Here is a 23,389-nt window from a genome sequence, read left to right as displayed (position 1 = left end):
AGATATCTTTATATGAGTAAAGGGCTCAGACGGCCGGCGGCACGATTTCCACGCGCGGCCGGTCGCGCCCGGCGACGAAGACCGCGGCACGTCCGCCGGACGTCCCGGCGACCAGGCGCAGGAGGTCGTCGGCCGCGGCCTCGACGCTGCCCCAGCCGTTCGACTGGATCGTCACCACCGCGCGCCGCGTCGCCGGCAGGACGAGGGAGCGCATGTCCTGCCGCCAGTTCCAGCGCCGGCAGAGCACCTTCTCGCCATCGGCATAGACCACCTCGCCGGGCTTGGGCGGATCCTCGCCGGCACCGCCTTCGCCGTCCTCGCCGCCCGCCATGTCGAGGAAGCTGTCGCCCGGCCGCGCGAAGCGGAAGGCGATGTCGCCCGCGACATGGTCGAGATCGTCGGCGCCGATCGGTAGGACATGGGCCAGCGACACGGCATTGTAGGCGTCGACGAAACCGTTGATCCCGGGAAGCCGCCGCCCCGCCAGCACGTTCTTCATCAGCCGCTCGACGGACGACCGGTAGCTGGTCTTCTTGATGCCGAAAGCGCGATAGGCCCGCCGCCAGGCCGCGACGCCGTCGATGGCCGACAGCTCCGTCGCGCCGAAGCGCTCCAGCGCCGCCGCCTCCCGCTCCGCGATCGCGCGGTCGAGGGGCTCGGGACGGATGGGCGGGATCGAAAGCCCGTCAAAGAGCACGACCGCGACGCGGAACTCGGGAAAGGCTTCCGCCAGCTCGGAGATATCGATCTGCAACGCGACGCCTCCTCAAATGGACGAGGCGTCGTAGCAAGCCGGGGCGAGGGACGAAAGCCGGCCATGAACGAAAACGGCCCCGCGCGAGGCGGGGCCGTTCCGTGTCGAGACGGGTCGGATCACTCCGCGGCGGCGGCCAGACCGTCGGTCGGGAGGCCGAGCGCAGCGGCGACACCGATGCCGTAATCGGGATCGGCGCGGTAGAAATGCACGAGTTGCCGGTTGACGATCTCGACCGGGACGCCCTGCATCGCCGCGGCGATGTTGCCGTAGAGCTGCTGCTTCTGCTCCGGCGACATCAGGCGGAAGAGATTGCCCGCCTGCGTGTAGTCGTCATTGCCGGAGCGATGGTCGTAGCGGTCCGCGTCGCCGGAAATCTTCAACGGCGGCTCGCGGAAGCGCTCGTCCTGCTTCGGGCCGGAGAAGGAGTTCGGCTCGTAATAGGCGTCGGACGGGGCGCCCGGCGGGAAGAAGCGCATCTGCCCGTCCTTGTGGTAGTTGTGCACCGGCACCTTCGGATGGTTCACCGGCAGCGCCTCGTAATGCGTGCCGAGCCGGTAACGATGCGCGTCGGCATAGGAGAAGATGCGCGCCTGCAGCATCTTGTCCGGCGAGAAGCCGATGCCCGACACGATGTTCGAGGGCGAGAACGCCGCCTGCTCGATCTCGGCGAAGTAATTGTCCGCGTTGCGGTTCAATTCCATGATGCCGACATCGATGAGCGGATAGTCGCCATGCGGCCACACCTTGGTGAGGTCGAAGGGATTGTAGGGCGTCTTGTCCGCATCGGCCTCGGGCATGATCTGGACGGCGAAGCGCCAGCGCGGGAAGTCGCCGCGCTCGATGGCGCCGAAGAGATCCTCCTGCGTCGACTCGCGGGTCTGGCCGACGACGCCGGCCGCCTCGCTGTTCGTCCAGTTCTTGATGCCCTGCAGCGACTTGAAATGGAACTTCACCCAGAAGCGTTCGTTCGCAGCGTTGATGAACGAGAACGTATGCGAACCGAACCCGTGCATGTGCCGGACATTCTGCGGCAGGCCGCGATCCGAGAACAGGATCGTCACCTGATGCAGGCTCTCGGGCGAAAGCGACCAGAAGTCCCACATCGCCGTCGGCGAACGGAGGTTGGTCTTCGGGTGGCGCTTCTGCGTGTGGATGAAGTCGGGGAACTTCAGCGGGTCGCGGACGAAGAAGACGGGCGTGTTGTTGCCGACGAGGTCCCAGTTGCCCTCCTCGGTGTAGAACTTGACCGCGAAGCCGCGCACGTCGCGCTCGGCATCGGCGGCGCCGAGTTCGCCCGCCACCGTCGAGAAACGGGCGATGAGATCGGTCTTCTTGCCGACCTCGGAGAAGATCTTCGCCTTGGTGTATTTCGTGATGTCGTGCGTGACCGTGAGCGTGCCATGCGCGCCCCAGCCCTTGGCGTGGACGACGCGCTCGGGAATGCGCTCGCGGTTCTGATGCGCCAGCTTCTCGATGAGCTGCCAGTCCTGCATCAGGAGCGGGCCGCGCTGGCCGGCCGAAAGCGAGTTCTGGTTGTCAGCGACCGGCGCACCCGCCGTCGTGGTCAAGGTGCTCGGCGTGTCCGTCGGTTTGTCCGTCATGGCGCCCTCCATGGATGATCGCGGGTCATTCGAATGCGGCCCGCTCGAATGGCGCTACCATGCCATGCAGTCTGGATCGGTTCCAATCACATTGAATGGTGCGTGCGATAAGTTTATCTGATCGCACGACGCCGGTTTCCGACGAGGGCGGATTGATCACGCTTCGCCAGCTCCGCTATTTCGACGCCGTCGCGCGCCGGCTGCATTTCGGCCGCGCCGCGGACGAGTGCGGCATCTCGCAGCCGGCGCTCTCGCAGCAGATCCAGGAGCTGGAGGCCGTGCTCGGACTGCCGCTCGTGGAGCGCGGCGCCCGGCGCGTCGCCCTGACGCCGAAGGGCCGCGAGATCGCCGACCGGGCGGCGCGCATTCTCGGCGATGTCCGCGACCTCACCGATTTCGCACGCCATGGCGGCGCCGTCCTCTCCGGAACGCTGAAGCTCGGCGTGATCCCGTCGGTGGCGCCCTACCTGCTGCCGCGCATCCTGCCGCGGGTGAATGCCGCCTATCCGGCGCTCGAATTGCAGCTGCGCGAGACGCGGACCGATCAACTGACGCAGGAACTGGCGCAGGGACGGCTCGATCTTCTGCTGATGGCGCTGCCGCCGGGCGATCCCGCGCTCGGCAGCCGGCCGCTCTTCACCGATCGCTTCCTGCTCGCGCGGCAGGCCAACCCCGAATCGCCGCCGCCGCGCCTCGCCGGCCCCGACGCCATTCCGGCCGACCGGCTTCTGCTGCTCGAGGAAGGCCACTGCCTGCGCGACCAGGCGCTCACCTATTGCCGGATCCAGAAATCGGAGCTGCAAAGCGGTTTCGGTTCGGCCAGTCTCGCCACCATCATGCAGATGGTCGCCAACGGCTATGGCGTGACGCTGCTTCCCGAGATCTGCATCGAGATCGAGGCCCGCGATCCGCGAATCGCGCTCTCGCGCTTCGCCGAACCGGAGCCGAAGCGCGAGATCGGCCTCGTCTGGCGCCGCTCCTCGCCCCGCATCGCCGATTTCGCGGCTTTCGGCGACCTCGTCGTCGAGGCGATGCGCGCAAGCGAGACGACGCGCAGAGACGGCGACCGACTCTAGCCGGCAGGATCGGGTTCGCCTTCGCGGCGCGCGATCATTGCGAGAAGGGTGTCGATGACGGTCTCGTAGACGGCGCGGTCGGCGCCGCAGGCACCGGCGAGCACGGCGCGGTCGAACATCGCCGAGACGAGATCGGCAAGAGCCTCGACCTCGGCCGCGTCGGCGTCCATCCCGAGCACGGCGCGGACGCCCTCGCGCAATTCCCGCCCGCCGGTCTCAAGATCGATCGCGCGCATCCGCTCGGGGCCCAGCACGGCCGGTCCCTCGACGAGGAGCAGGCGCGTTCGCCCTTCCCTCTCCATCGCGCGGAAATAGGCGCGCGACCCGGCCATGAGTGCCGCGAGAGCCGTCCCGGCGCCGACGGATGAATCACTGATTTCGGCCGCCACCTGTTCGGCCTCGTCGCGGACGACGGCATCGAACAGCGCCTGCTTGTCGGCGAAGTGGTGATAGAGCGCGCCCCGCGTGAGCCCGGCCCGCTCGACGACCTCCGGCGTGCCGGCGGCCGCATAGCCGCGCTCGATGAAGACGGCGCGCGCCGCCGCGACGAGGGCCGCGCGCGTCTCCATGCTCCGCGCGAGATTGGTCCGACGCTCTTGCATACATGCAGCCTGTATGTTATTTCACGATACATACAGACTGCATGTTTCTGGACGCGGGAGCAAGACCATGAAGACGACGCAGTACTATCCGGTGCTCATGGTGCAGGGCGTCGGTGCGGTAAGCGCCTTCTACCGGATGCATTTCGGCTTCCGGCCGCTTTTCGAGAGCGACTGGTATGTCCATCTCCAGTCGAGCGAGGACGAGACGGTAAACCTCGCCGTTCTCGATGCCGGCCACGAGACCATCCCCATGCCGGCGCGCGGTCGCCCGGCCGGCGGCATGCTGCTCAATTTCGAAGTCGCCGATGTCGATGCCGTCCATGCCGAACTTGCGGCCAGGGGACTGCCGATCCTGCTGCCGCTGCGCGACGAGCCTTTCGGGCAGCGGCATTTCATCACCGCGGACCCCGCCGGCGTGCTGATCGACGTGATCACGCCGATCGCGCCGAGCGAGGCCTTCCTGGCGCAGTTCGCCGAAGGCGCCGCCGCACCCTAGCCGGACGCCTTCACCGCGACGATGAACAGCCTCGGAAAGGCGAGGAGAACGCCGCCGGCGGCGAGCGTGGGATAGGCTTCCGCGATCCGCGCGGTGTAGGCGTCCACGAAGACGGCGCGGCGCTCCGGCGGCAGGACATCGAGATAGGGACGGAGGCCGGTTCCCTTCACCCATTCGACGATGGCCGCGGCATCGGCGAGACGGTGCTGGTAGATCGTGTGCCAGACCTCGACCCGCGCCGAGAGCGGCGCGAGCCTCTCGACATAGCTGCGCGGGGCCGGCAAGGGCGTCCGCCGGATGATCCGCCCGGCGAAGGCCTCGGCGAAGGCGGCGCTGCGCGCCGTCTCCTCCATCATGAGATGACTCGGTTCGCCGAGATTGTCCGGCATCTGGACGGCGAGCACGCCGCCCGGCGCCAGGGCGCCCATCAGCCGCTCGAGCACGGCGAGATGGTCGGGTACCCACTGGAACACCGCATTGGCGAAGAGAAGATCGGCTGGCTCGTCGGGCTGCCAGGCCGCCACATCGGCCTCGACGAATTCGACGCCCGGCAGCCGCTCGCGCGCGGCGCGCAGCATATCCGGCGCCGTATCGACGCCGACCACGCGCGCGCCAGGATAGCGGGCAGCGATGAGTTCCGTCGAATTGCCGGGACCGCAGCCGAGATCGACGCAAAGGCGCGGCGCCGCGAGCGGCACTTCGGCGAGGAGATTGCGGGCGGGCCTCGTCCGCTCGTCCTCGAATTTCAGATACTGCCCCGCCGACCAGTCCATCATCCGCTCCTTCTCCGTTGCGCCGCATCATCGCGCCGAAACGTGACGGCCGTCACTCCCCGCCGCGCAGGGTACTGCTAATGCCGTGCCCATCGCCGGTCACGCAGGACCGGCCGCGAGGAGCCACACCGATGACCAGCACCGCCATGCCGATTCCGGCTGCCATGCCGATTCCGACCGCCGACGACGCGATGATCCCCGATCTCTACGGCCCGGCCCATGACGCGATGCGCTTCGCGCTCGCGGACGTGCTGGCGGTCGTAGCGCTGCATGACGAGACGCACCGCGGCGCCATCGCCGCCCGCTGGAGCGCTGTCGCCCGGCTCGTCGACAGCCACGCCCGCGCCGAGGCGGCGACGCTGCTGCCGCTCATCGCCATCGCCGCGCCCCGGATCGCCGCCGAGCTCGGCGCCACCCATGCCGCGCTCGCCGAGGCCGCGGAGGCGATCGGCGAGTCGCTCGCCGCGCTCGCGGGAGCGTCCACCCACGACCGCCAGCGGACCTTCCGCGCCACGCTCGTGCTCGTCCGGCATTTCGTCGGCGACTGCCTCATCCATCTCGGCAACGAGCAGGATCGCGCCCGGCCGGCCCTCGTCGACCATTTCCCGCCGGCGACACTGTTCGCGGCCAGGCGCGCCCTGCTCGCCCGGCTGGATGCGACGGAAGCCTGCACAAATCTCGCGGTCATCGCCGCCGGAGTGGACCGCGACGGCGCCTGTGCGCTCCTTCGGCTGGCCGCGCTCAGGGACGGGGACGGCTTCGCGCTCGAAGCGGAACGCATCCTGTCGGCAGCGATCGACGCGGCGGTCCCGATGGAAACGGGCGCGGGACGCCTCGCCGCCTGACCACTTGTGACCGTCGTCACAGACATGCCCCTCGTCGGAGCGCACCTTGCCAATCAAGTTCGGCGCCACCACCCCGGCGCCGAGGAAGCCGTGATCCCCGGGCACCGTGCCCAGCCCCCGTCTGGGGCATCCCGGGCGATCCTGCGGCTCCCGGCCGCCTGTAGCCCGTGCGGCCGATCCGAAACCCTTGGCCTTTAGGCTGAGGAAGGGCGGACGGTTCTGCCCCTGCCCCCTAGACCCAGGCAGGATCGTCCGCCAGCCCTTGTGTCTCGCCCTCCCGCGGGGCTCGTCTCAACCGGCAGGGCCGGTGGGGCTGCGGGCGGTGCGCGGCGTAACCGCCGTCGTGCATCGCCCGTCAGCCGCGAGACGCGAACGACGTCGACCACCCATCCATGACGAGACCGGCAAGAACAGCGCCCCGCGCGAGACGCACGAAGCGGGCGGCGAACGATCGCGCCGCCCGGGCAGGCCCCGGCGCGCCGGCTCGAGGCCTCAGCGGGTCAGCTTCTTGTACTTGATGCGGTGCGGGTTGACGGAATCGGGGCCGAGGCGGCGCTTCTTGTCTTCCTCGTAATCCGCGAAGTTGCCCTCGAACCACTCGACATGGCTGTCGCCCTCGAAGGCGAGGATATGCGTCGCCAGACGGTCGAGGAACATGCGGTCGTGGCTGATGATCACGGCGCAGCCGGCGAAATCCTCCAGCGCCTCTTCGAGCGCGGCGAGCGTCTCGGTGTCGAGGTCGTTGGTCGGCTCGTCGAGCAGGATGACGTTGTTGGCGTCCTTCAGCAGCTTGGCGAGGTGGACGCGGTTGCGCTGGCCGCCCGAGAGCGTACCGACCTTCTGCTGCTGGTCGGTGCCCTTGAAGTTGAAGGCGCCGACATAGGCCCGCGTGTTGACCTCCTTCTTGCCGAGATAGAACACCTCGGCGCCGCCGGAGATTTCCTCCCAGACGGTCTTGTTGGCGGAGAGGTCGTCGCGGCCCTGGTTCACATAGCCGAGCTGCACCGTCTCGCCGAGCGAGATGGTGCCCGAATCCGGCTTCTCCTCGCCGGTGATCAGCTTGAACAGCGTCGACTTGCCGGCGCCGTTCGGGCCGATCACGCCGACGATGCCGCCGGGCGGCAGCTTGAAGCTCAGATTCTCGATGAGGACGCGGTCGCCATAGCTCTTGGTGAGGTTCTCGACCTCGATGACCTTGCCGCCGAGCCGCTCGCCGACCGGGATGACGATCTGCGCCGTCTGCAGCGTCTTGGCCTGCGCCGCCTCGACCAGCTCGTCATAGGCGCGGATACGGGCCTTCGACTTGGACTGGCGGGCCTTCGGCGAAGAGGCGATCCACTGGCGCTCGCGCTCGATCGCCTTCATGTGGGTCATGTCCTCGCGGCCTTCCTGCTCCATCCGCTTGGCCTTCTTCTCCAGATAGACGGAGTAGTTGCCCTCGTAGGGGATGCCGCGGCCGCGATCGAGCTCGAGAATCCAGCCCGTCACATTGTCGAGGAAGTAGCGGTCGTGGGTGACGATCAGGATCGCGCCCGGATAGTTGCGCAGGTGATTCTCGAGCCAGGAGATCGACTCCGCGTCGAGATGGTTGGTAGGCTCGTCGAGGAGCAGCAGATCGGGCTGCTCGAGGAGAAGCCGCGCCAGCGCGACGCGGCGGCGCTCGCCGCCCGAAAGATTGACGACGCTGGATTCGCCCGGCGGGCAGCGCAGCGCGTCCATGGCCATCTCGACCTGGCCTTCGAGATCCCAGAGATTCTGACTGTCGATGATGTCCTGGAGCTTGGCGCCCTCGTCCGCCGTCTCGTCGGAATAGTTCATCATCAGTTCGTTGTAGCGATCGAGAATCGCCTGCTTCTTGGCGACGCCGAGCATGACGTTCTCGAGAACCGTCTTGTCCGGGTCGAGCGGCGGCTCCTGCTGCAGGTAGCCGACCGTGGCGCCCTGCGCGACCCAGGCCTCGCCGGTGAAGTCCTTGTCGAGGCCGGCCATGATCTTCAGGAGCGTCGACTTGCCCGAGCCGTTGGGGCCGAGCACGCCGATCTTGGCGTCCGGATAGAAGGAGAGATGGACGTTCTCGAGGACCTTCTTGCCGCCCTGATAGGCTTTTGTCAGGCCCTGCATGAAATAGATGAACTGGCGCGCCATGAGGTGTGCTCCAAGCGGCTTCCGGGGGAAGCGCGGCATTTGGGGATGGGTCTGGCGCTCTTCTAGTCGAACCCATGCTGCGGAGCAACGCGCGCGGCGGAATCCGGCGCGCAGCGCGGCGTCAGCGCGTCATCAGGCTCTTCAGGTCGAAGCCGAGATCGGCGACCTGTTCGGGGGTCGGCGAGGTGCAGGCGGCGAGCAGGCGGCGGCCGAGCATGTGGTCCGCCGCGCGGTTCACCGAATCAATCGCCACGAGCAGATCGCCGCGATAGTGGAAGACCGAGAAGCTGCCATCCTCCGGCCGGCCGCGCAGCACGCTGCGATCGGCATCGTTGGAGAGGCCGACCATCTGCAGCTTGACGTCGCCCTGATCCGACCAGAACCACGGCACGGCGCGATAGGGCTCGGCCTTGCCCATCAGCGTCGCGCTCGCCGTCCTGGCCTGGTCGACGGCGTTCTGCACGCTTTCGAGCCGGACCGTCCGGCCGAGCTGCCAGTGATGGAATTCGACCGCGTCGCCGGCCGCCGCGATGCGCGGATCGGAGGTCCGCATCGCCTCGTCCACCGTGATGCCGTTAGCGACGGTAAGGTCGGCTTCCGCCGCGAGCTCGATGTTCGGCACGACGCCGACACCGACGATCACCGTGTCGGCGGCGATGCGCTCGCCCGAAAGCGTCTCCACGGCGACCGCGACGCCGTCCTCGCCGAGGATCGCCTTGACCGGCGTCTCCAGCAGAACGGTCGAGCCGAGGCCGCGATGGAGATCGAGGAAGAAGGCCGAGATCTGCGGCGCGACCACGCGGCCCATCAGCCGCGGCGCCGCCTCGAGCACCGTCACCGTCTTGCCGAGCAGGCGCGCCGTCGCCGCGAGTTCGAGGCCGATGAAGCCGCCGCCGACCACGACGACGTCCTTCGCGACGGCGAAGCGTTCGCGCAGGCGCCGCGCATCCCCGGCGGTGCGCAGCATGAAGACATTGCCGAGATCGATGCCCGGAACCGGCGGGATGCGCACCCGCGCACCCGGCGCGAGCACCATCGCGTCGAAGCCGAGCCTGCCGTCTTCGAGGAGAAGCTCTCCGGCGGCGCGATCGATGCCGATCGCCTTGCGGCCGAGCTCGAGATCGATGCCGTTCTTCTCGTAGAAGAGGGCCGGCCGCAATTCCTGCAGCTCTTCGTCGGCCGTCTTGATGAAGGCCTTGGAGAGCGGCGGGCGGTGGTAGGGAAGCTCGGTCTCGGCGGAGACGAGGATCACGCGGCCGTCGAAACCGTCGCTCCTGAGGCTCGCCGCCGCCTGGGCGCCGGCATGGCCGCCGCCGATGATGAGAATGGTCTTCATGGATGGTCGCCCCGGATTGCGGCGGCGAGAGTGGCATTGGGAATACGGCAAAGACAAGGGCGGGCCGGCCCTCAGGCGACCCGCCCGGGCGGGCTCTCGGACGCGGCCGCGGCCCGGTCCCTCTGCGACGCCCAGCCAAGCAGCGCATCGAGCGCCGGGCACAGGGCCTGACCCCAATCCGTCAGGCAGTATTCGACCTTGGGCGGCACCTGATGATGCACGATGCGGCGGACGATTCCGTCCGCCTCCATCTGGCGGAGCTGCTGGATCAGCATCTTCTGCGAGATGCCCTCGATCGAGCGTTCGAGATCCGAGAAGCGCAGGACATGCCCGCCGAAGAGATGGAAGAGGATCACCAGCTTCCATCGTCCCTCGAGCAGCTTGAGCGCGCTCTCGACCCCCTCGGCCGCCGACTCCCGTGTGTAGGTGCTGGACATACTTTTCGGTAAGTACCTTACTTTTTTGTCCGTTCTTGCGCTTTCGTGAGGCTAGGCCGATTTCGGTGGGCGTACAAGGTCACGCCGGAGATCAGCCATGGCTGTTTCACTACCCGCACCCATCGCCCGCTATTTCGCCGCCGACGGCACCAGGGGCGCGGACGTCGCCGACTGCTTCACCAGCGACGCCGTCGTCGTCGACGAGCGCCGCACGCATCGCGGCCGCGAGGCCATCGCGCGCTGGAAGAGTGAGACGTCCACGCAATACCAGTACACCGTCGAGCCCATAGCCATCGACGCCGAAGGCGAGGCGATTGTCGTCACCGCCCATCTTGCCGGGACATTTCCGGGGAGCCCGATCGATCTTCGCTACCGATTCACGCTCGCGGACGATGCGATCGCCCGCCTGGAGATCGCGCCATGACCTTCGATCTCGGTCTCGCCGGCAAGCATGTCCTCGTGACGGGCGGCACCAAGGGCGTCGGCGCAGCGGTGGTGGCGGCGCTGTCCGCCGAGGGTGCGCGCATCGTCGCCACCGCCCGGACCGTTCCCGATGAGGCGCCGGAGAACGTCGTCTTCATCGCCGCCGACCTCATGACGGCCGAGGGCTGCGCGCGCGTCGCCGGTCAGGTGCTCGCCCGGCTCGGCGGCGTCGACGTCATCGTCGATGTGCTCGGCGGATCGGGCGCCCCGGCCGGCGGCTTCGCGGCCCTTTCCGACGCGGAATGGCAGAAGGAGATCGACCACAACCTGATGCCGGCCGTCCGGCTCGACCGCGCGCTGCTGCCTTCGATGATCGCGCAGGGCTCCGGCGTCATCGTGCATGTGACATCGATCCAGCACCGCCTGCCGCTGCCGGAATCGACCACCGCCTATGCCGCGGCCAAGGCGGCGCTCTCGACCTACAGCAAGAGCCTGTCGAAGGAAGTGGCGCCGCATGGGGTGAGGGTCGTGCGCGTCTCGCCCGGCTGGGTCGAAACCGAAGCGTCGGTCGCCCTCGCCGAACGCATCGCCGAGGAGGCCGGCACCGATGTCGAGGGCGGCCGGCGGATCATCATGGATTCGCTCGGCGGCATCCCGCTCGGACGGCCGGCCCGCCCGGCCGAGGTGGCCGACCTGATCCTGTTCCTGGCATCGCCGCGCGCCGCTGCGATCACGGGCACCGAGCATGTCATCGACGGTGGCACCGTGCCGACGGCCTGAGCCTTCGAGATGCAACAAGGGCTCGGCGGCCGATCCCGATCGCGGAGCCTCTCCGGCAGCGCCCGCCTAGAGCTTCACGCTGCGCCCCTCGCGCATCGAGAGGTCGGCGGCTAGGACGATCTCGAGCGAGGTCACGGCGTCGGCCATATGCTGCGACAGGTCGATATCCTCGCGGATCGCCTTCAGAACGTAGGCCTGCTCGCGGTCGCAAAGACCCTGGTGGTCCGGCTCGTCCTCGGTCGAGATCAGCTCGTCCTTGCGCATGAAATGCCCGTCCGGCCCTGTCTCGGCATGGTGGACCCGCAGCCGCGCCGTCTTGGAATGCGTGTCGATATCGTCGGACTTCGCGCCCTCGTCCATGACGATCGAGACGGCGCCACGCGGGCTCATGACATCCTTCACGAAGAAGGCGGTTTCCGAGATCATCGGCCCCCAGCCCGCCTCGTACCAGCCGACCGAGCCATCGGCGAAGATCACCTGCAGATGCCCGTAATTGACCTGGTCCGACGCGATCTCGTCGGAAAGGCGGACGCCCATGCCCCGGACCTCGACCGGGCGCGCGCCGGTGATGAGGCTCATGACGTCGACATAGTGCACGCCGCAGTCGACGATCGGCGAGGTCGTCTTCATGAGCTGCTTGTGAATGTGCCAGGCATGGCCCGATGACTGCTGGTTCAGGTTCATGCGCATGACATAGGGGCCGCCCATGGAGCGGGCCGTCTCGACGAAGAGCTGCCATGACGGGTGGTGGCGCAGGATATAGCCGACCACGAGCTTGCGCCCTTCCCGCTTCGCGACCTCGACGACGCGCCGCGCCTCCTCGACGGTGGGCGCCAGGGGCTTTTCGACGAAGACATGTGCGCCCGCCTCCATCGCCGCGATGGCCAGCGACGCATGGCTGTCCGAATAGGTGTTGATCGAGACGAGGTCGGGCTTCAGCGCGAGGCCGGCCTCGAAGCTCTCGACACGCGGATAGCCCCTCAGCTCTTCCGGCAACTCGACCGGCGAGCGGTTGTAGAGACCGACGATCTCGAAGCCCGGCTCGGCGTGATAGGCGAGCGCATGGCTGCGGCCCATCTGGCCGAGACCGGCGACGAAGACGCGGATCGGCGCATCGGGGCGGGGCATGGCGGTCATGGCATCCTCGTTGTGGCGCGTCGGGGGCGCGGCGTGGAGGACGCAAGACGGGCGGGAGCCGCGAAACGCTGCGGCAAGGCCGGCGCCGTCGTCCTCCCTCCGGCGTCGGGGCGCGAAACTCTGGCAGAATTGACCGCCGCCGTCATCCTCCGCGCCGGAAGGCAACCTTCTCTCTCGACGATTGGATTTATTTTGGTATTGTCGCCGGCGTGGATTTCACGAGGATGCGGCGATGGCTGGGCGAGCGGCGGAGGGCACGATGCGGGGTGGCGCGACCACGCCGCTGTTCCGTCCCGACCGCCTGGGCGGCGAGGAATCCGGCCCGCTCTATCTGCGCCTCCAGTCGCTGATCCGCGCCGGCATCGCCGAAGGAAGGCTCCGGACCAACGACGCGCTTCCGGCCGAGCGCGAACTCGCCACCCAGCTCGGCGTGTCGCGCGTCACCGTGCGCAAGGCGCTGCGCGGTCTCGTCGACGAGGGGGTCCTGCGCCAGCGCCATGGTTCCGGGACCTATGTCGGCCGCCCGGCCGAACGCATCCGGCAGCCGCTGTCGCGCCTCACCTCGTTCACGGAGGACATGACGGCGAGCGGCCATGTGCCCGGCACGCGCTGGCTCGACCGTTCGGCCGGCCCCGCGACCGCCGAGGAAGCTACCCTGCTCGGCATCGCGCCGGGCGATGCCGTGACGCGGCTGACGCGCCTCCGCCTCGTCGACGGCGATCCCGTCGCGATCGAGCGCGCCATCGTTCCCGCCACGGCGATCCCCGATCCGGCGAAGGTCGGTGCCTCGCTCTACGACGCGCTGGCGGGCGCCGGCATGCAGCCCGTCCGCGCCGTGCAGCGGCTCGCCGCCGTCTCGCTCGGCGAGAGCGAGGCGCGGCTGCTCGAGGCGGCACCCGGCTCCGCCGCCGTCGCCATCGAGCGCATCGCCTATCTCCCCGACGGCAGCGTCGTCGAATGCACCCGCTCGCATTATCGCGGCGATGCCTGCGACTTCGTCGCCGAACTCAGCCTTTCGCCCCATGGAGCCGGCACCGACGCCGGCCCGGCAAGCCCGACCACCCAAGCCAGCCAAGGATGACGCCATGACCACCACGCTGATGCGCGCCGAGATCGACGAGGCGCCGACCGCCGTCCGCCGGCTCCTTTCCGAATCGGCCGGCGCCATCGCGGAAGCGGGGGCGCGGCTGAGGGCGCTCGACCCCAAGGTGATCGTGACGGTGGCGCGCGGTTCCTCCGACCATGCCGCCACCTTCTTCAAATATGCCTGCGAGATCACGGCCGGCACGCCGGTCGCCTCGCTCGGCCCCTCGGTCGCCTCCATCTACGGTGCTCCGCTGCGGCTGGCCGGCGCCGCCGCGCTCGGCATCTCGCAATCCGGCAAGAGCCCCGACATCGTCGCGCTGATGGATGCGGTGAAGGCGGCCGGTGCCACCACCTTCTCGCTGGTCAATGTCGAGGACGCGCCGCTCGCCACCCGCGTCGATGGCTTCATTCCGCTCCGCGCGGGGCCGGAGAAGAGCGTCGCGGCGACGAAGTCCTTCGTGACGGCGGTGGTCGGCGCGCTCGCCATCCTCGCCGCCTGGCGCGAGGACGAGGAACTCAAGGCGGCGCTTGCCGCCCTCCCCGACCGGCTCGAGGCGGCGCTCGCCTGCGACTGGAGCCCGGCGCTCGAGACCTTCGTGAACGCGAAGTCGCTCTACACGATCGGCCGCGGCCCCGGTTTCGCCATCGCGCTCGAGGCGGCGCTGAAGTTCAAGGAGACGGCGATCCTGCATGCCGAGGCCTATTCGGGCGCCGAGTTGCAGCATGGCCCGGTCTCGCTGGTCGACGAGTTCTTCCCGCTGCTCGCCTTCATCCCGAACGACGCGGCCGCGCCGAGCCTCGTCGCCACCGTCTCCGCGCTGCACCAGCGCGGCGCGAAGGTCTTCGCGGCGACCGCCGCCGACGTGCCGGGACCGAAGCTGCCGATCGCGCCGACCGGCCACGCCCTCACCGATCCGATCTCGATCGGCCTCTCCTTCTATCGCTTCGTCGAAGCGGTCTCGGTAGCGCGCGGTTACAATCCCGACCAGCCGCGCCACCTGAAGAAGGTGACGGAAACGGTCTGACCCGGCGGCAACAGCGAGGAACAAGAAAATGACCAGCCTCAAGGCCTATATCGGCGCCGAGGTCTTCGACGGTCTGCGGCGCCTCGGCGATGTCGCGGTGATCGTCGATGGCGGGACAATCGCCGGCACGGCCGCGCCGGGATCGCTTCCGGAGAATGCCGAGCAGATCATGCTGGATGGTGGCCTCATCGCCCCCGGCTTCGTCGACCTGCAGGTGAATGGCGGCGGCGGCGCGCTGCTGAACGACGCCACCACCGTCGAGGGCGTCCGCGCCATCTGCGCCGCGCATGCGCGCTTCGGCACGACGGCGCTGCTGCCGACGCTGATAACCGACCGGCCGGCCGTCACGGCGGCGGCCATCACCGCCGTCCGCGACGCCATCGCCGCGGATGTTCCGGGCTGCCTCGGCATCCATATCGAGGGGCCGCATCTCTCTGTCGCGCGCAAGGGCGCCCATGACCCGAACCTCATCCGCCCGATGGAGGAGAGCGACCTCGAGCGGCTGACCTCGACCGGCATCGAGCATGTGCTCACCACCGTCGCCGCCGAGACGGTGCCGCCGGCGCAGATCGCCCGGCTCGCCGCAGCCGGGATCCACGTCGCCATCGGCCACAGTGACGCCTCCTACGAGGTCGCCCGCGCCGCCTTCTCGGCCGGCGCGCGCTTCGCGACGCATCTCTTCAACGCCATGAGCCAGCTCAGACATCGCAGCCCCGGCCTCGTCGGCGCGGTTCTCGATTCCGGCGATGTCTGGTGCGGGCTGATCGCCGACGGCTTCCATGTCCATCCCGGCGCCATCGCCACCGCGCTGCGCGCCAAGGCCGGGCCGGCGCGCATCTATCTCGTCACCGATGCGATGTCGACGGTCGGCTCCGACCTCGCGACGATCACGCTCGGCGGCCGCACCATCACGCGCGGCGGCGGCAAGCTGACGCTTGACGACGGCACGCTGGCCGGCTCCGATCTCGACATGATCACCGCCATCCGCTTCATGATCGACACCGTCGGCATCGCGCGCGACGAGGCGCTCGCCATGGCCTCGATCTATCCCGCCATGGCGCTCGGCATCGACCGCACGCATGGCCGGATCGGGCCAGGCGCGCGCGCCGATTTCGTGCATCTCTCCGATGCGCTCGATATCCGCGACGTCTATATCGGCGGCCAGAGGCAGGACTTCGCGGCAATCGGCGGAACCCCATGAACGAACGGACCGTCGCCTTCGACATCGGCGGCAGCAAGATCGAGATCGCCCGCGTCGGCTCCGACGGGGCGATCAGCGGCCGGGCCACCCGCCCGACGCCGCATGACTCCTTCGCGTCCTTCGCGGGCGCCGTCGCGGACCTGGTCGCGGAAGCCGGCGGCGCGGATCGCGTCGGCATCTCGATCGCCGGCACGGTCGATCCGGCGACCGGCATCGCCAGCGCCGCGAATGTCCCCGCCATCACCGGCCATGTGATCGCGGCCGAACTCGGCGAGCGGCTCGGCGTGCCGGTCCGCGTCGGCAACGACGCCGACTGCTTCGCGCTTGCCGAGGCGACGGTCGGCGCCGGGCGCGGGCTTCCGGTCGTCTTCGGCGCCATCTTCGGCACCGGCGTCGGCGGCGGGCTCGTCGTCCATGGGCGACTGGTGCGCGGGGCGCATGGCGTGACGGGCGAATGGGGCCACGGCCCGGTGCTGGCCGATGCGGTGCGCGTGCGCGGCATTCCGCTGATCGCCTGCGGCTGCGGACAGACGGGCTGCGTCGATACCTATGGCTCGGCGCGCGGGCTGGAACGCATCCATCTCGGCCTTGCCGGGGAAACGACGACCAGCAAGGACATCACCGCCCGCTGGCATGCCGGCGACGCGAAGGCGGCGCGGACCATCGAGGCCTTCGTCGAACTCGTCTCCGGCCCGCTGGCGATGATCGTGAACACGCTCGGCCCTTCGCTGATCCCGATCGGCGGCGGTCTCTCCTCGGAAGAGCGCCTGTTCGCCCTCCTCGACGAAGCGGTCCGCGCCCGCGTCCTCGCCCGCTATCCGGGCCCGCTCGTCGTGCCGGGAACGACGCGCGGCGCCAGCGGGCTCATCGGCGCTGCGATGCTGGCGCTGGAAAGCGACGAAGGCGCATGAGCGCCGTCACGGTCGAGATCTGCATCGACGGCGCCGACGGTCTCGTCGCGGCCGTCGCCGGCGGCGCCGGCCGTATCGAGCTGTGCAGCGCCCTCTCCCTCGGCGGCCTGACGCCCTCGCCCGGCCTGATGACGCTCGCGGCGCGCGCGCCCGTTCCCGTCTATGCGATGATCCGGCCGCGCGCCGGCGACTTCGTCTTCTCGCCGGCCGAGATCGACCAGATGCGGCGCGAGATCGACGCGGTCCGCGAGGCGGGGCTCGCCGGCGTCGTGCTCGGCGCGAGCGAGCCCGGCGGTGCGCTGGACGAAAACCTGCTCGCCCGTCTCGCGCTGCATGCGGAAGGTCTCGGCCGCACGCTGCACCGGGCCTTCGACCTCGTGCCCGACCGGGCGGCCGCGCTGGAGACGGCCGTCGCCCTCGGCTTCGAGCGCATCCTGACCTCGGGCGGCGCGGCGAAGGCCGGGGACGCGCTCCCCGCAATCGCGGCGCTCGTCAAACAGGCGGCTGCACGAATTTCCGTCATGCCGGGCTCCGGTGTTCGACCCGACAACGCCGCCTCGATCATCGCGGCGACCGGTGCGCGCGAAATCCACGCGTCCTGCCGGGCGGCCGACGTCGCCTTCGCGGCCGAGGCGATCGCGCTCGGCTTCACCGCGGAAGCGCGGCGCGTGGAGACCTCCGAAGCGATGGTCGCCGCGCTGGTCGAGGCGTTGCAGATCGAACAAAATCGAACATGATCGTCGCCATTTGGCGATCAACGGGCAGAAATCTGGTAGATAGTTCAGCACGCTAGGTCTTTGACAGCCGATCGGCTCCTGTGGCATTTTGTGAATTGACGGAAGGCAAGGACCCGATGGCCGAGATCGTATTCGACCGCGTCACCAAGCGTTACGACGACGGCCAGATCGCCGTGAACGCGCTCGACCTCACCATCGCCGATGGCGAGTTCCTGGTGCTTGTCGGGCCGTCGGGCTGCGGCAAGTCGACGGCGCTGCGCATGATCGCGGGCCTCGAGGAAATCTCCGACGGCGAGTTGCGGATCGATGGCGAGCTCGCCAACGATCTCGCCCCGCGCGAACGCAACATCGCGATGGTCTTCCAGTCCTATGCGCTCTACCCGCACCTGACCGTCGCCGAGAATATCGGCTTCGGCCTCAAGGTCCGCGGCGCCGACAAGGCCGAGATCGACCGCAAAGTGCGCGAGACGGCGGAACTGCTCGAGCTCGGCGACTATCTCGCCCGCAAGCCGGGCAAGCTCTCGGGCGGCCAGCGCCAGCGCGTCGCCATGGGCCGGGCGCTGGTGCGTTCGCCCAAGGCCTATCTCATGGACGAGCCGCTCTCCAATCTCGATGCGCGGCTGCGCGGCCAGATGCGCGCGGAGATCGCCCGCCTGCAGAAGATGACCGGCGTCACCACGATCTATGTCACGCATGACCAGGTCGAGGCGATGACGATGGGCGACCGCGTCGCCGTGATGAACAAGGGCGTGCTGCAACAGCTCGCCGAGCCCCGCCGCCTCTACGACGCCCCGGCCAATCTGTTCGTCGCCGGCTTCATCGGCTCGCCACCCATGAACCTTCTCGCGGGGACGGTCGGCAGCGCGGATGGCGGCCCCGCGCTCCGCCTCGGCCAGGTCACGGTTCCCCTCGATGCCGCCGCGCTTGCGGAGCGCCCGGCGCTCGCGGCGAGCGACGGCCGTGCCGTTGTCGCCGGCATCCGCCCCGAGGCGCTCCAGATCGCCGAGGACGACCCGTCCGCGCCGGGCCGGCTCTGCGGCCGCGTCGCCTTCGTCGAGGATCTCGGCGCCAGCCTGCTCGTCCATGTCGACCTCGACGCCGGCGCCGTGGTCGCGAGCGACGTCACCTCCGAGGGCGACGAGATGTCGAGCGCGCGGACGCGGCTTCGCGCCGTTCTCGACGGCACGCTGGCGGTGAAGTCGGGCCAGCGCATCGGCCTCACGGTCGAGGCCGCGCGCGTGCATGTCTTCGACGCCAAGACCGAAGCCGCCATCCGTTCCTGAAGGGCCCGATGAACGAAACCGCCGAAACGACGCCGTGGCCGATCGCCGGCCCGCTCGACCTATCCCGCACCGCGCTGGTCGTCATCGACATGCAGACCGATTTCTGCGGACCGGGCGGCTGGATCGATCGCCTCGGCCAGAGCGTCGACAACACCCGCAAGCCGATCGGGCCGATCGCCGAACTGCTCGCCGCCGCGCGCGCCGCCGGCATGACGATCATCCACACCCGCGAGGGCCATCGGCCGGACCTTTCCGACCTCAATCCGGTCAAGCAGTGGCGCAGCCGCGCCCATGGCGTCGGCATTGGTGACGACACCCCGGGAGGACGCGCGCTGACGCGCGGCGATCCGGGCCACGACATCATTCCGGAACTGGCGCCGCGCGAGGGCGAGATCGTCGTCGACAAGCCGGGCAAGAGCTCGTTCCACGCGACCGAATTCGACCAGATCCTGCGCGCCCGCGGTATCGAGGCCCTGATCGTCTCGGGCGTGACGTCGGATTGCTGTGTCCAGTCGACCGTCCGCGACGGCGCCGATCTCGGCTATGACTGCGTGCTCGTCGCGGACGGCACCAATGCCGTCGAAACCTCGAACCATGAGGGAATGCTGGCCGTTCTCGCCGCCCATGGCGGTCGCTGGGGCGCCGTCCGCCCGGCGCGCGCCGTCATCGGCCTGATCGCGGAGGCCGCCCAATGAGCCGCTTCAATCCCGTCGCGTCGCGCCCCTATGCCTGGCCCTATACCGGCGGCTGGTCGATGGCCGAGACCGCGCTGTTCCTGATCGACTTCCAGGGCGAGGCGGTCGCCGAGACCGGCGCCGAAGGCGTCGTCGCCGCGCTCGCCCCGCTGCTCGAACGCTGGCGCGCCGCCAGCGGCTTCGTGCTGCATGGCCGCCGCGGCTTCGATCCGCTGGTCGGTCTCCCGCGTGTCGCCGCCATCCGCAACGCCGCCCGCCCGCTCGACCGCATCCTGCCGCGCGGCAGCGAGGGCTGGGACATCGTCGCGCCGCTCGCTCCCCATCCGGGAGAGCCGGTGATCGACCATGCCGGCGACAACGCCTTCATCGGCACCGATCTCGGCTTCCTCATCGAGCAGCGCGGCATTGCCAATCTCGTGGTGGCCGGCCTCCGCACCGAGGGTGCGGTCCACGCCACCATGCGCGCGGCCAACGATCTCGGCCTCGAATGCATTCTGCTCGAGGACGGGACCGCCACCGACCTTGCCGGCGGGCATGAGACGATCATGAACATCACCCGTTTCGGCAGCGGCCTCTTCGGCACGACCGCGACGATCGCGGCCGTCGAGGCGACGCTCGGTCCGGCTTGAGACGCAGTCTCGCTGCCGCCATGCCCGGGCCCGACCCGGGCAGCCACGCCCCGCGAACTCCGCCCCGAGAGAGCCGTGGATGGCCGTGACAATCACTGGAGAACTGGCATGACCGCAACCTGGTCGCCCGAGACGGGCTCGCTCGACATCACGACGCTCGGCCGCCTCTATCGCGACGGCAGCCTGACCCCGTCGGCCGTCGTCGAGGCCTGCTACCGGCGCATCGCGGCGCGCGGCGACGACCATGTCTGGATCCATCTCGCGCCGCGCGAGACGGTTCTTGCGCAGGCGAAGGCGCTGGAGGCGAAGGGGCCGACCGACGATCCGCTCTGGGGCATCCCCTATTCGGTCAAGGACTGCAACGACGTCCCCGGCATGCCGACCACCAATGCGCTGCCAGAGATGGAGTACTGGCCCGAGACGACCGGTCAGGCGATCAGCCGGCTGATCGAGAGCGGCGCGCTCTGCCTCGGCAAGGTCAATATGGACCAGTTCGGCATCGGCCTCGTCGGCGTGCGCACGCCCTATGGCGCCTGCTCCTCCGTGTTCGGCGAGGCGTTCATTTCAGGCGGCTCGTCGTCGGGCTCGGGCGTCTCGGTCGCCGCAGGGCTCGTCAGCTTTTCCATCGCCAACGACGCGGCCGGGTCGGGGCGCGTGCCGGCCGCCTTCAACAACATCGTCGGGCTGAAGCCGACGCCGGGCTTCATCTCCAACTCCTCCGTCTCCGGCGGCGGCAGCCTCAAATCGGCCGAGACGATGACCGTCTTCGCGCTGACGACCGGGGACGCGGTCACGGTCGGACGGCGGATGGGCGGCTACGATCCGACCTACGAGTTCTCCAAGCCGGAAGCCGACGCGGTCGACCTTGCCATCGCGCCGATCCCGCCGCGCTTCCGCTTCGGCGTTCCGGCCGGCGCCGCGCTCCGTTTCTTCGGCGATGTCGAGGCGGAGAAGCTGTTCGCCGCCGCCGTCGCGCGGCTCGAGGCGATGGGCGGCACGAAGGTCGAGGTCGACTTCACGCCCTTCGAGGAAACGCAGAAGCTGCTTTATGGTGGACCCTTCATCGCCGAACGCGCGATCGCGATGGACAAGGTCGTCGCCGAGCATCGCGACCATATCCACCCGGTCACGCTGTCGATCCTCGAGACGAGCTCGGACCACACGGCAAAGGACGTGTTCGCGGCGATCCACAAGGTCGCGGCGCTGAAGCGCGACACCCGCGCCACCTGGGCCGACATCGACGTCCTCGTCGTGCCGACGACGCCGACGATCTATACCAAGGCCGAGATCCTCGCCGACCCGATCCGCCTCAACGCGCAGCTCGGCATCTACACGAATTTCGTGAACCTGATGGGGCTTTGCGGCATGGCGGTTCCGAACGGTTTCCGGCCGGACGGCATGCCTCAGGGCATCACCTTCCTCGCCCCCTCCTGGCAAGATGCGAAGGTCGCGAGCTACGGCGCCGCCTATCACGCGGCGACCGGCCTGACGCCGGGCGCCGCCGGCCGCCCCTCTGCCTGACGGGTGGCACCGGCGCGTCGCGGCAAGCGTTCAGGACGCGGCGATCCGGCCCGGCTGGCTCGACCAGAAGACGAGGAAGCCATCGGCCGGCAGGGGTTGCGCGAACAGCCAGCCCTGGGCATAGGCGACCCCACGCTGGCGGAGATAGGCCGCCTGCGCTTCCGATTCGACGCCCTCGGCGACGACGTCCAGCTCGAGCTGATGCGCGAGGGCGATGACGAGCCCGGTCACATCGCGCGTCGCCGCATCGGACCCGATGACCTCCACGAAGCATCGGTCGATCTTCAGGATGTCCACCCGCAACTGCTGCAGATAGCTGAGCCCCGAATAGCCCGTTCCGAAATCGTCGATGGCGAGCCGGTGGCCGCGTCGGCGCAGTTCCACGAGCGTCGGCCGCGCCTCCGCCATGTCGATGAGGCTGGTCTCCGTCACCTCCAGCCAGATCTGCCGGCAGTCGATGCCCGAGACGCGGAACGTCTCCTCGAATTCCTGGAGGATGCTCTCCGACCTCAGTTCCGAGGCGCTCAGATTGATGCTGACATGGGCCTCGGCGTTGGCCCGGAGCCAGCGGCCGAGATCCCGGACGACGGCCGCGACGACCTGCTCCCTCACTCTCGCGATCAGGCCTGCGCGCTCCGCCAAGGGGATGAAGACGTCGGGCGATACCTGGCTGCCATCGGCTCTGCGCCAGCGGGCGAGCGCTTCTGCTCCGACGCACCGCCCGGTCGCGAGCTCGACGACCGGCTGGTAGTGGGCCGAAATCTCGCGTCTGCGGACGGCTGCGCGGAACTCGCCGGCCATCGACAATCCGTAGCGCAGCCAGAGGATCGCCAGCAATCCGAACAGAAGCGCCAGCGCCACCGCGAGCGGCACGAGCAGCGCGCGCTGGGACGAGAGATATCCCGCGAAGGTGATGGCAGGCTGACTGACCGTCACCGTCCAGCCGTCGGCGGCGAAACTGGACCGAACCGCGTCGTCATCTGATTTCAGCGGCGGCCTGCTCTCCGCATAGCTGGCGAGGAGCGCCGTGCCGCTGGCGAGCGATACGGATTCGAGCTTCGAGCCGTCGGAGCCGCCCCAATCGCTGTAGAACCCGCGTTGATCCATCAGGACGCTGTATCCGCCGCTCCGCAGGACCAGCATCGCCCGGTCGGTGCCGAAGTTCTTCGGACGCCAGTTGACGGCCACACCCACGCCGTCGGGCATGGTTTCCGCGGCCCTGGCCTTCTCGAGCCGATAGGACAGCGGCCCCCACGAATTGCACTCGACGAGATCTCCCCTGCCGTAGCCGATATTCACGACGACGGGCGAGCCTTCTGCCAGCTGGAGCATTTCGCGGATATGCGCGGGCGAGCATGGCGCGGCCTGCACGGCCGAGATATGGCGGAGCGCGGCCGTCGCCTCGCCATAGACCTCGGTCACATGCGCGAGCGCCTCTTCGGCGTCCGAAGCGACTTCTCTCCTCTGCGTGGCAACCGCGAAGCTCCACGTCATGAGCGCAGCCACCACGAACGCGGCCGCGGTGCCGCCTGCCGCCCCGACTGCCGCAAGAAAGATCAGACGCCATCGCCGCATCATGTCTTCCGCAGTCAAGGCTCGGAAGCGACCCTCGCCTCCAGCCCGACACGTCGTTCTGTCGACGGTCGACGAAACAAGCTTAGGCGAGCCCGCCGACGGCGGCAATAGCGGCGGATGAGCCGGCAAAATCCGGGCTTCCTCTGGCTGGCAGAGCGGGACGGGACGCGTTCCGGCTCATGCGACGGGGATGACGAAACGCTGTGTCGCAAGCCCTGCTAGACCGGGGAACCGACGGCCCGCTTGATCGAGGTCAAGGCACGGAAGCGGCGCGCGGCGATCCTCCTCGACGAGTCACATCGGGGAGACCACGCTAAT

General features: G+C 69.0%; 23 protein-coding genes. 14 read left to right on the top strand and 9 right to left on the bottom strand.

Annotated features, from left to right (window positions below; all coding sequences use genetic code 11):
• Window positions 1–25: 25 nt before the first annotated feature.
• Together QO015_RS20425 and QO015_RS20420 are read right to left on the bottom strand one after the other, a co-directional pair.
• The gene (locus QO015_RS20425; protein WP_266283966.1) at window positions 26–754 is read right to left on the bottom strand and encodes a B3/B4 domain-containing protein; all 729 of its coding nucleotides are present in this window, start codon (window positions 752–754) and stop codon (window positions 26–28) included.
• 119 nt (window positions 755–873) lie between these two features.
• Window positions 874–2,358 carry a catalase gene (locus QO015_RS20420; RefSeq protein WP_266283965.1) on the bottom strand — a complete coding sequence of 495 codons (1,485 nt, stop codon included), beginning with the start codon at window positions 2,356–2,358 and terminating at the stop codon, window positions 874–876.
• A gap of 152 nt (window positions 2,359–2,510) precedes the next feature.
• On the opposite strand from QO015_RS20420, the gene QO015_RS20415 reads away from it, so the two are divergent.
• Window positions 2,511–3,434 carry a hydrogen peroxide-inducible genes activator gene (locus QO015_RS20415; protein WP_266283963.1) on the top strand — a complete coding sequence of 308 codons (924 nt, stop codon included), beginning with the start codon at window positions 2,511–2,513 and terminating at the stop codon, window positions 3,432–3,434.
• Here the strand turns inward: QO015_RS20415 and QO015_RS20410 are convergent.
• A complete protein-coding gene (locus QO015_RS20410) occupies window positions 3,431–4,036 on the bottom strand; it encodes a TetR/AcrR family transcriptional regulator (protein ID WP_266283962.1) in 606 nt (201 codons plus the stop codon). The genes QO015_RS20415 and QO015_RS20410 overlap by 4 nt on opposite strands.
• A 67-nt stretch (window positions 4,037–4,103) precedes the next feature.
• On the opposite strand from QO015_RS20410, the gene QO015_RS20405 reads away from it, so the two are divergent.
• A complete protein-coding gene (locus tag QO015_RS20405; RefSeq protein ID WP_266283961.1) occupies window positions 4,104–4,532 on the top strand; it encodes a VOC family protein in 429 nt (142 codons plus the stop codon).
• On the opposite strand, the gene tam is transcribed toward QO015_RS20405, so the two are convergent.
• Entirely contained in the window at window positions 4,529–5,305 is a 777-nt protein-coding gene (gene tam / locus QO015_RS20400) for a trans-aconitate 2-methyltransferase (protein WP_266284322.1), read from the bottom strand. The two genes, QO015_RS20405 and tam, sit on opposite strands and share 4 nt — an antisense overlap.
• 131 nt (window positions 5,306–5,436) lie before the next feature.
• Here tam and QO015_RS20395 point away from each other — a divergent pair, with 131 nt between their 5' ends.
• Window positions 5,437–6,150: a hemerythrin domain-containing protein gene (locus tag QO015_RS20395; protein WP_266283960.1), complete on the top strand. Its 714-nt coding sequence runs from the start codon at window positions 5,437–5,439 to the stop codon at window positions 6,148–6,150.
• Window positions 6,151–6,642: 492 nt separating this feature from the next.
• On the opposite strand, the gene ettA is transcribed toward QO015_RS20395, so the two are convergent.
• The 3 genes from ettA to QO015_RS20380 form a co-directional block, all read right to left on the bottom strand.
• Window positions 6,643–8,295 carry an energy-dependent translational throttle protein EttA gene (ettA, locus tag QO015_RS20390; protein WP_266283959.1) on the bottom strand — a complete coding sequence of 551 codons (1,653 nt, stop codon included), beginning with the start codon at window positions 8,293–8,295 and terminating at the stop codon, window positions 6,643–6,645.
• 121 nt (window positions 8,296–8,416) lie between these two features.
• Window positions 8,417–9,631, bottom strand: a complete 1,215-nt coding sequence (locus QO015_RS20385; protein ID WP_266283958.1) for an NAD(P)/FAD-dependent oxidoreductase — start codon at window positions 9,629–9,631, stop codon at window positions 8,417–8,419.
• A gap of 71 nt (window positions 9,632–9,702) precedes the next feature.
• The gene (locus QO015_RS20380) at window positions 9,703–10,068 is read right to left on the bottom strand and encodes a winged helix-turn-helix transcriptional regulator (RefSeq protein WP_266283957.1); all 366 of its coding nucleotides are present in this window, start codon (window positions 10,066–10,068) and stop codon (window positions 9,703–9,705) included.
• Window positions 10,069–10,165: 97 nt separating this feature from the next.
• On the opposite strand from QO015_RS20380, the gene QO015_RS20375 reads away from it, so the two are divergent.
• Both QO015_RS20375 and QO015_RS20370 read left to right on the top strand, forming a co-directional pair.
• A complete protein-coding gene (locus QO015_RS20375; protein WP_266283956.1) occupies window positions 10,166–10,492 on the top strand; it encodes a nuclear transport factor 2 family protein in 327 nt (108 codons plus the stop codon).
• Entirely contained in the window at window positions 10,489–11,271 is a 783-nt protein-coding gene (locus tag QO015_RS20370; protein WP_266283955.1) for an SDR family oxidoreductase, read from the top strand. The genes QO015_RS20375 and QO015_RS20370 overlap by 4 nt, the downstream gene beginning before the upstream one ends.
• A gap of 66 nt (window positions 11,272–11,337) precedes the next feature.
• Here the strand turns inward: QO015_RS20370 and QO015_RS20365 are convergent, their stop codons facing one another.
• Window positions 11,338–12,399 (bottom strand): Gfo/Idh/MocA family protein, encoded by a 1,062-nt coding sequence (locus QO015_RS20365; protein WP_266284321.1) that lies wholly within the window; start codon window positions 12,397–12,399, stop codon window positions 11,338–11,340.
• A gap of 241 nt (window positions 12,400–12,640) precedes the next feature.
• On the opposite strand from QO015_RS20365, the gene QO015_RS20360 reads away from it, so the two are divergent.
• The 9 genes from QO015_RS20360 to QO015_RS20320 all read left to right on the top strand — a co-directional run bounded on the left by QO015_RS20360 (window position 12,641) and on the right by QO015_RS20320 (window position 21,496).
• A complete protein-coding gene (locus QO015_RS20360; protein ID WP_266283954.1) occupies window positions 12,641–13,489 on the top strand; it encodes a GntR family transcriptional regulator in 849 nt (282 codons plus the stop codon).
• 4 nt (window positions 13,490–13,493) lie between these two features.
• Complete coding sequence (locus QO015_RS20355; RefSeq protein WP_266283953.1) at window positions 13,494–14,519, top strand: SIS domain-containing protein; 1,026 nt, start codon at window positions 13,494–13,496, stop codon at window positions 14,517–14,519.
• Between the two features lie 28 nt (window positions 14,520–14,547).
• Window positions 14,548–15,720, top strand: coding sequence for an N-acetylglucosamine-6-phosphate deacetylase (gene nagA / locus QO015_RS20350; RefSeq protein WP_266283952.1), 1,173 nt, complete (start codon window positions 14,548–14,550; stop codon window positions 15,718–15,720).
• On the top strand, window positions 15,717–16,631 hold the full coding sequence (locus QO015_RS20345; protein WP_266283951.1) for an ROK family protein: 915 nt from the start codon (window positions 15,717–15,719) through the stop codon (window positions 16,629–16,631). The genes nagA and QO015_RS20345 overlap by 4 nt, the downstream gene beginning before the upstream one ends.
• Window positions 16,628–17,368 (top strand): copper homeostasis protein CutC, encoded by a 741-nt coding sequence (locus tag QO015_RS20340; protein ID WP_266283950.1) that lies wholly within the window; start codon window positions 16,628–16,630, stop codon window positions 17,366–17,368. The genes QO015_RS20345 and QO015_RS20340 overlap by 4 nt, the downstream gene beginning before the upstream one ends.
• Before the next feature lie 116 nt (window positions 17,369–17,484).
• A complete protein-coding gene (locus tag QO015_RS20335) occupies window positions 17,485–18,651 on the top strand; it encodes an ABC transporter ATP-binding protein (protein WP_266283949.1) in 1,167 nt (388 codons plus the stop codon).
• Window positions 18,652–18,659: 8 nt separating this feature from the next.
• A complete protein-coding gene (locus tag QO015_RS20330) occupies window positions 18,660–19,346 on the top strand; it encodes a cysteine hydrolase family protein (RefSeq protein WP_266283948.1) in 687 nt (228 codons plus the stop codon).
• On the top strand, window positions 19,343–19,975 hold the full coding sequence (locus tag QO015_RS20325) for a cysteine hydrolase family protein (RefSeq protein WP_266283947.1): 633 nt from the start codon (window positions 19,343–19,345) through the stop codon (window positions 19,973–19,975). The genes QO015_RS20330 and QO015_RS20325 overlap by 4 nt, the downstream gene beginning before the upstream one ends.
• Before the next feature lie 108 nt (window positions 19,976–20,083).
• Complete coding sequence (locus tag QO015_RS20320) at window positions 20,084–21,496, top strand: allophanate hydrolase (protein WP_266283946.1); 1,413 nt, start codon at window positions 20,084–20,086, stop codon at window positions 21,494–21,496.
• Between the two features lie 30 nt (window positions 21,497–21,526).
• Here the strand turns inward: QO015_RS20320 and QO015_RS20315 are convergent, their stop codons facing one another.
• Complete coding sequence (locus tag QO015_RS20315) at window positions 21,527–22,990, bottom strand: EAL domain-containing protein (protein WP_266283945.1); 1,464 nt, start codon at window positions 22,988–22,990, stop codon at window positions 21,527–21,529.
• Window positions 22,991–23,389: the final 399 nt, after the last annotated feature.

Origin of the sequence: Kaistia geumhonensis, assembly GCF_030815145.1 — a bacterium.
Classification (GTDB): domain Bacteria; phylum Pseudomonadota; class Alphaproteobacteria; order Rhizobiales; family Kaistiaceae; genus Kaistia; species Kaistia geumhonensis.
This window is presented reverse-complemented; position numbering and strand designations above follow the sequence as displayed.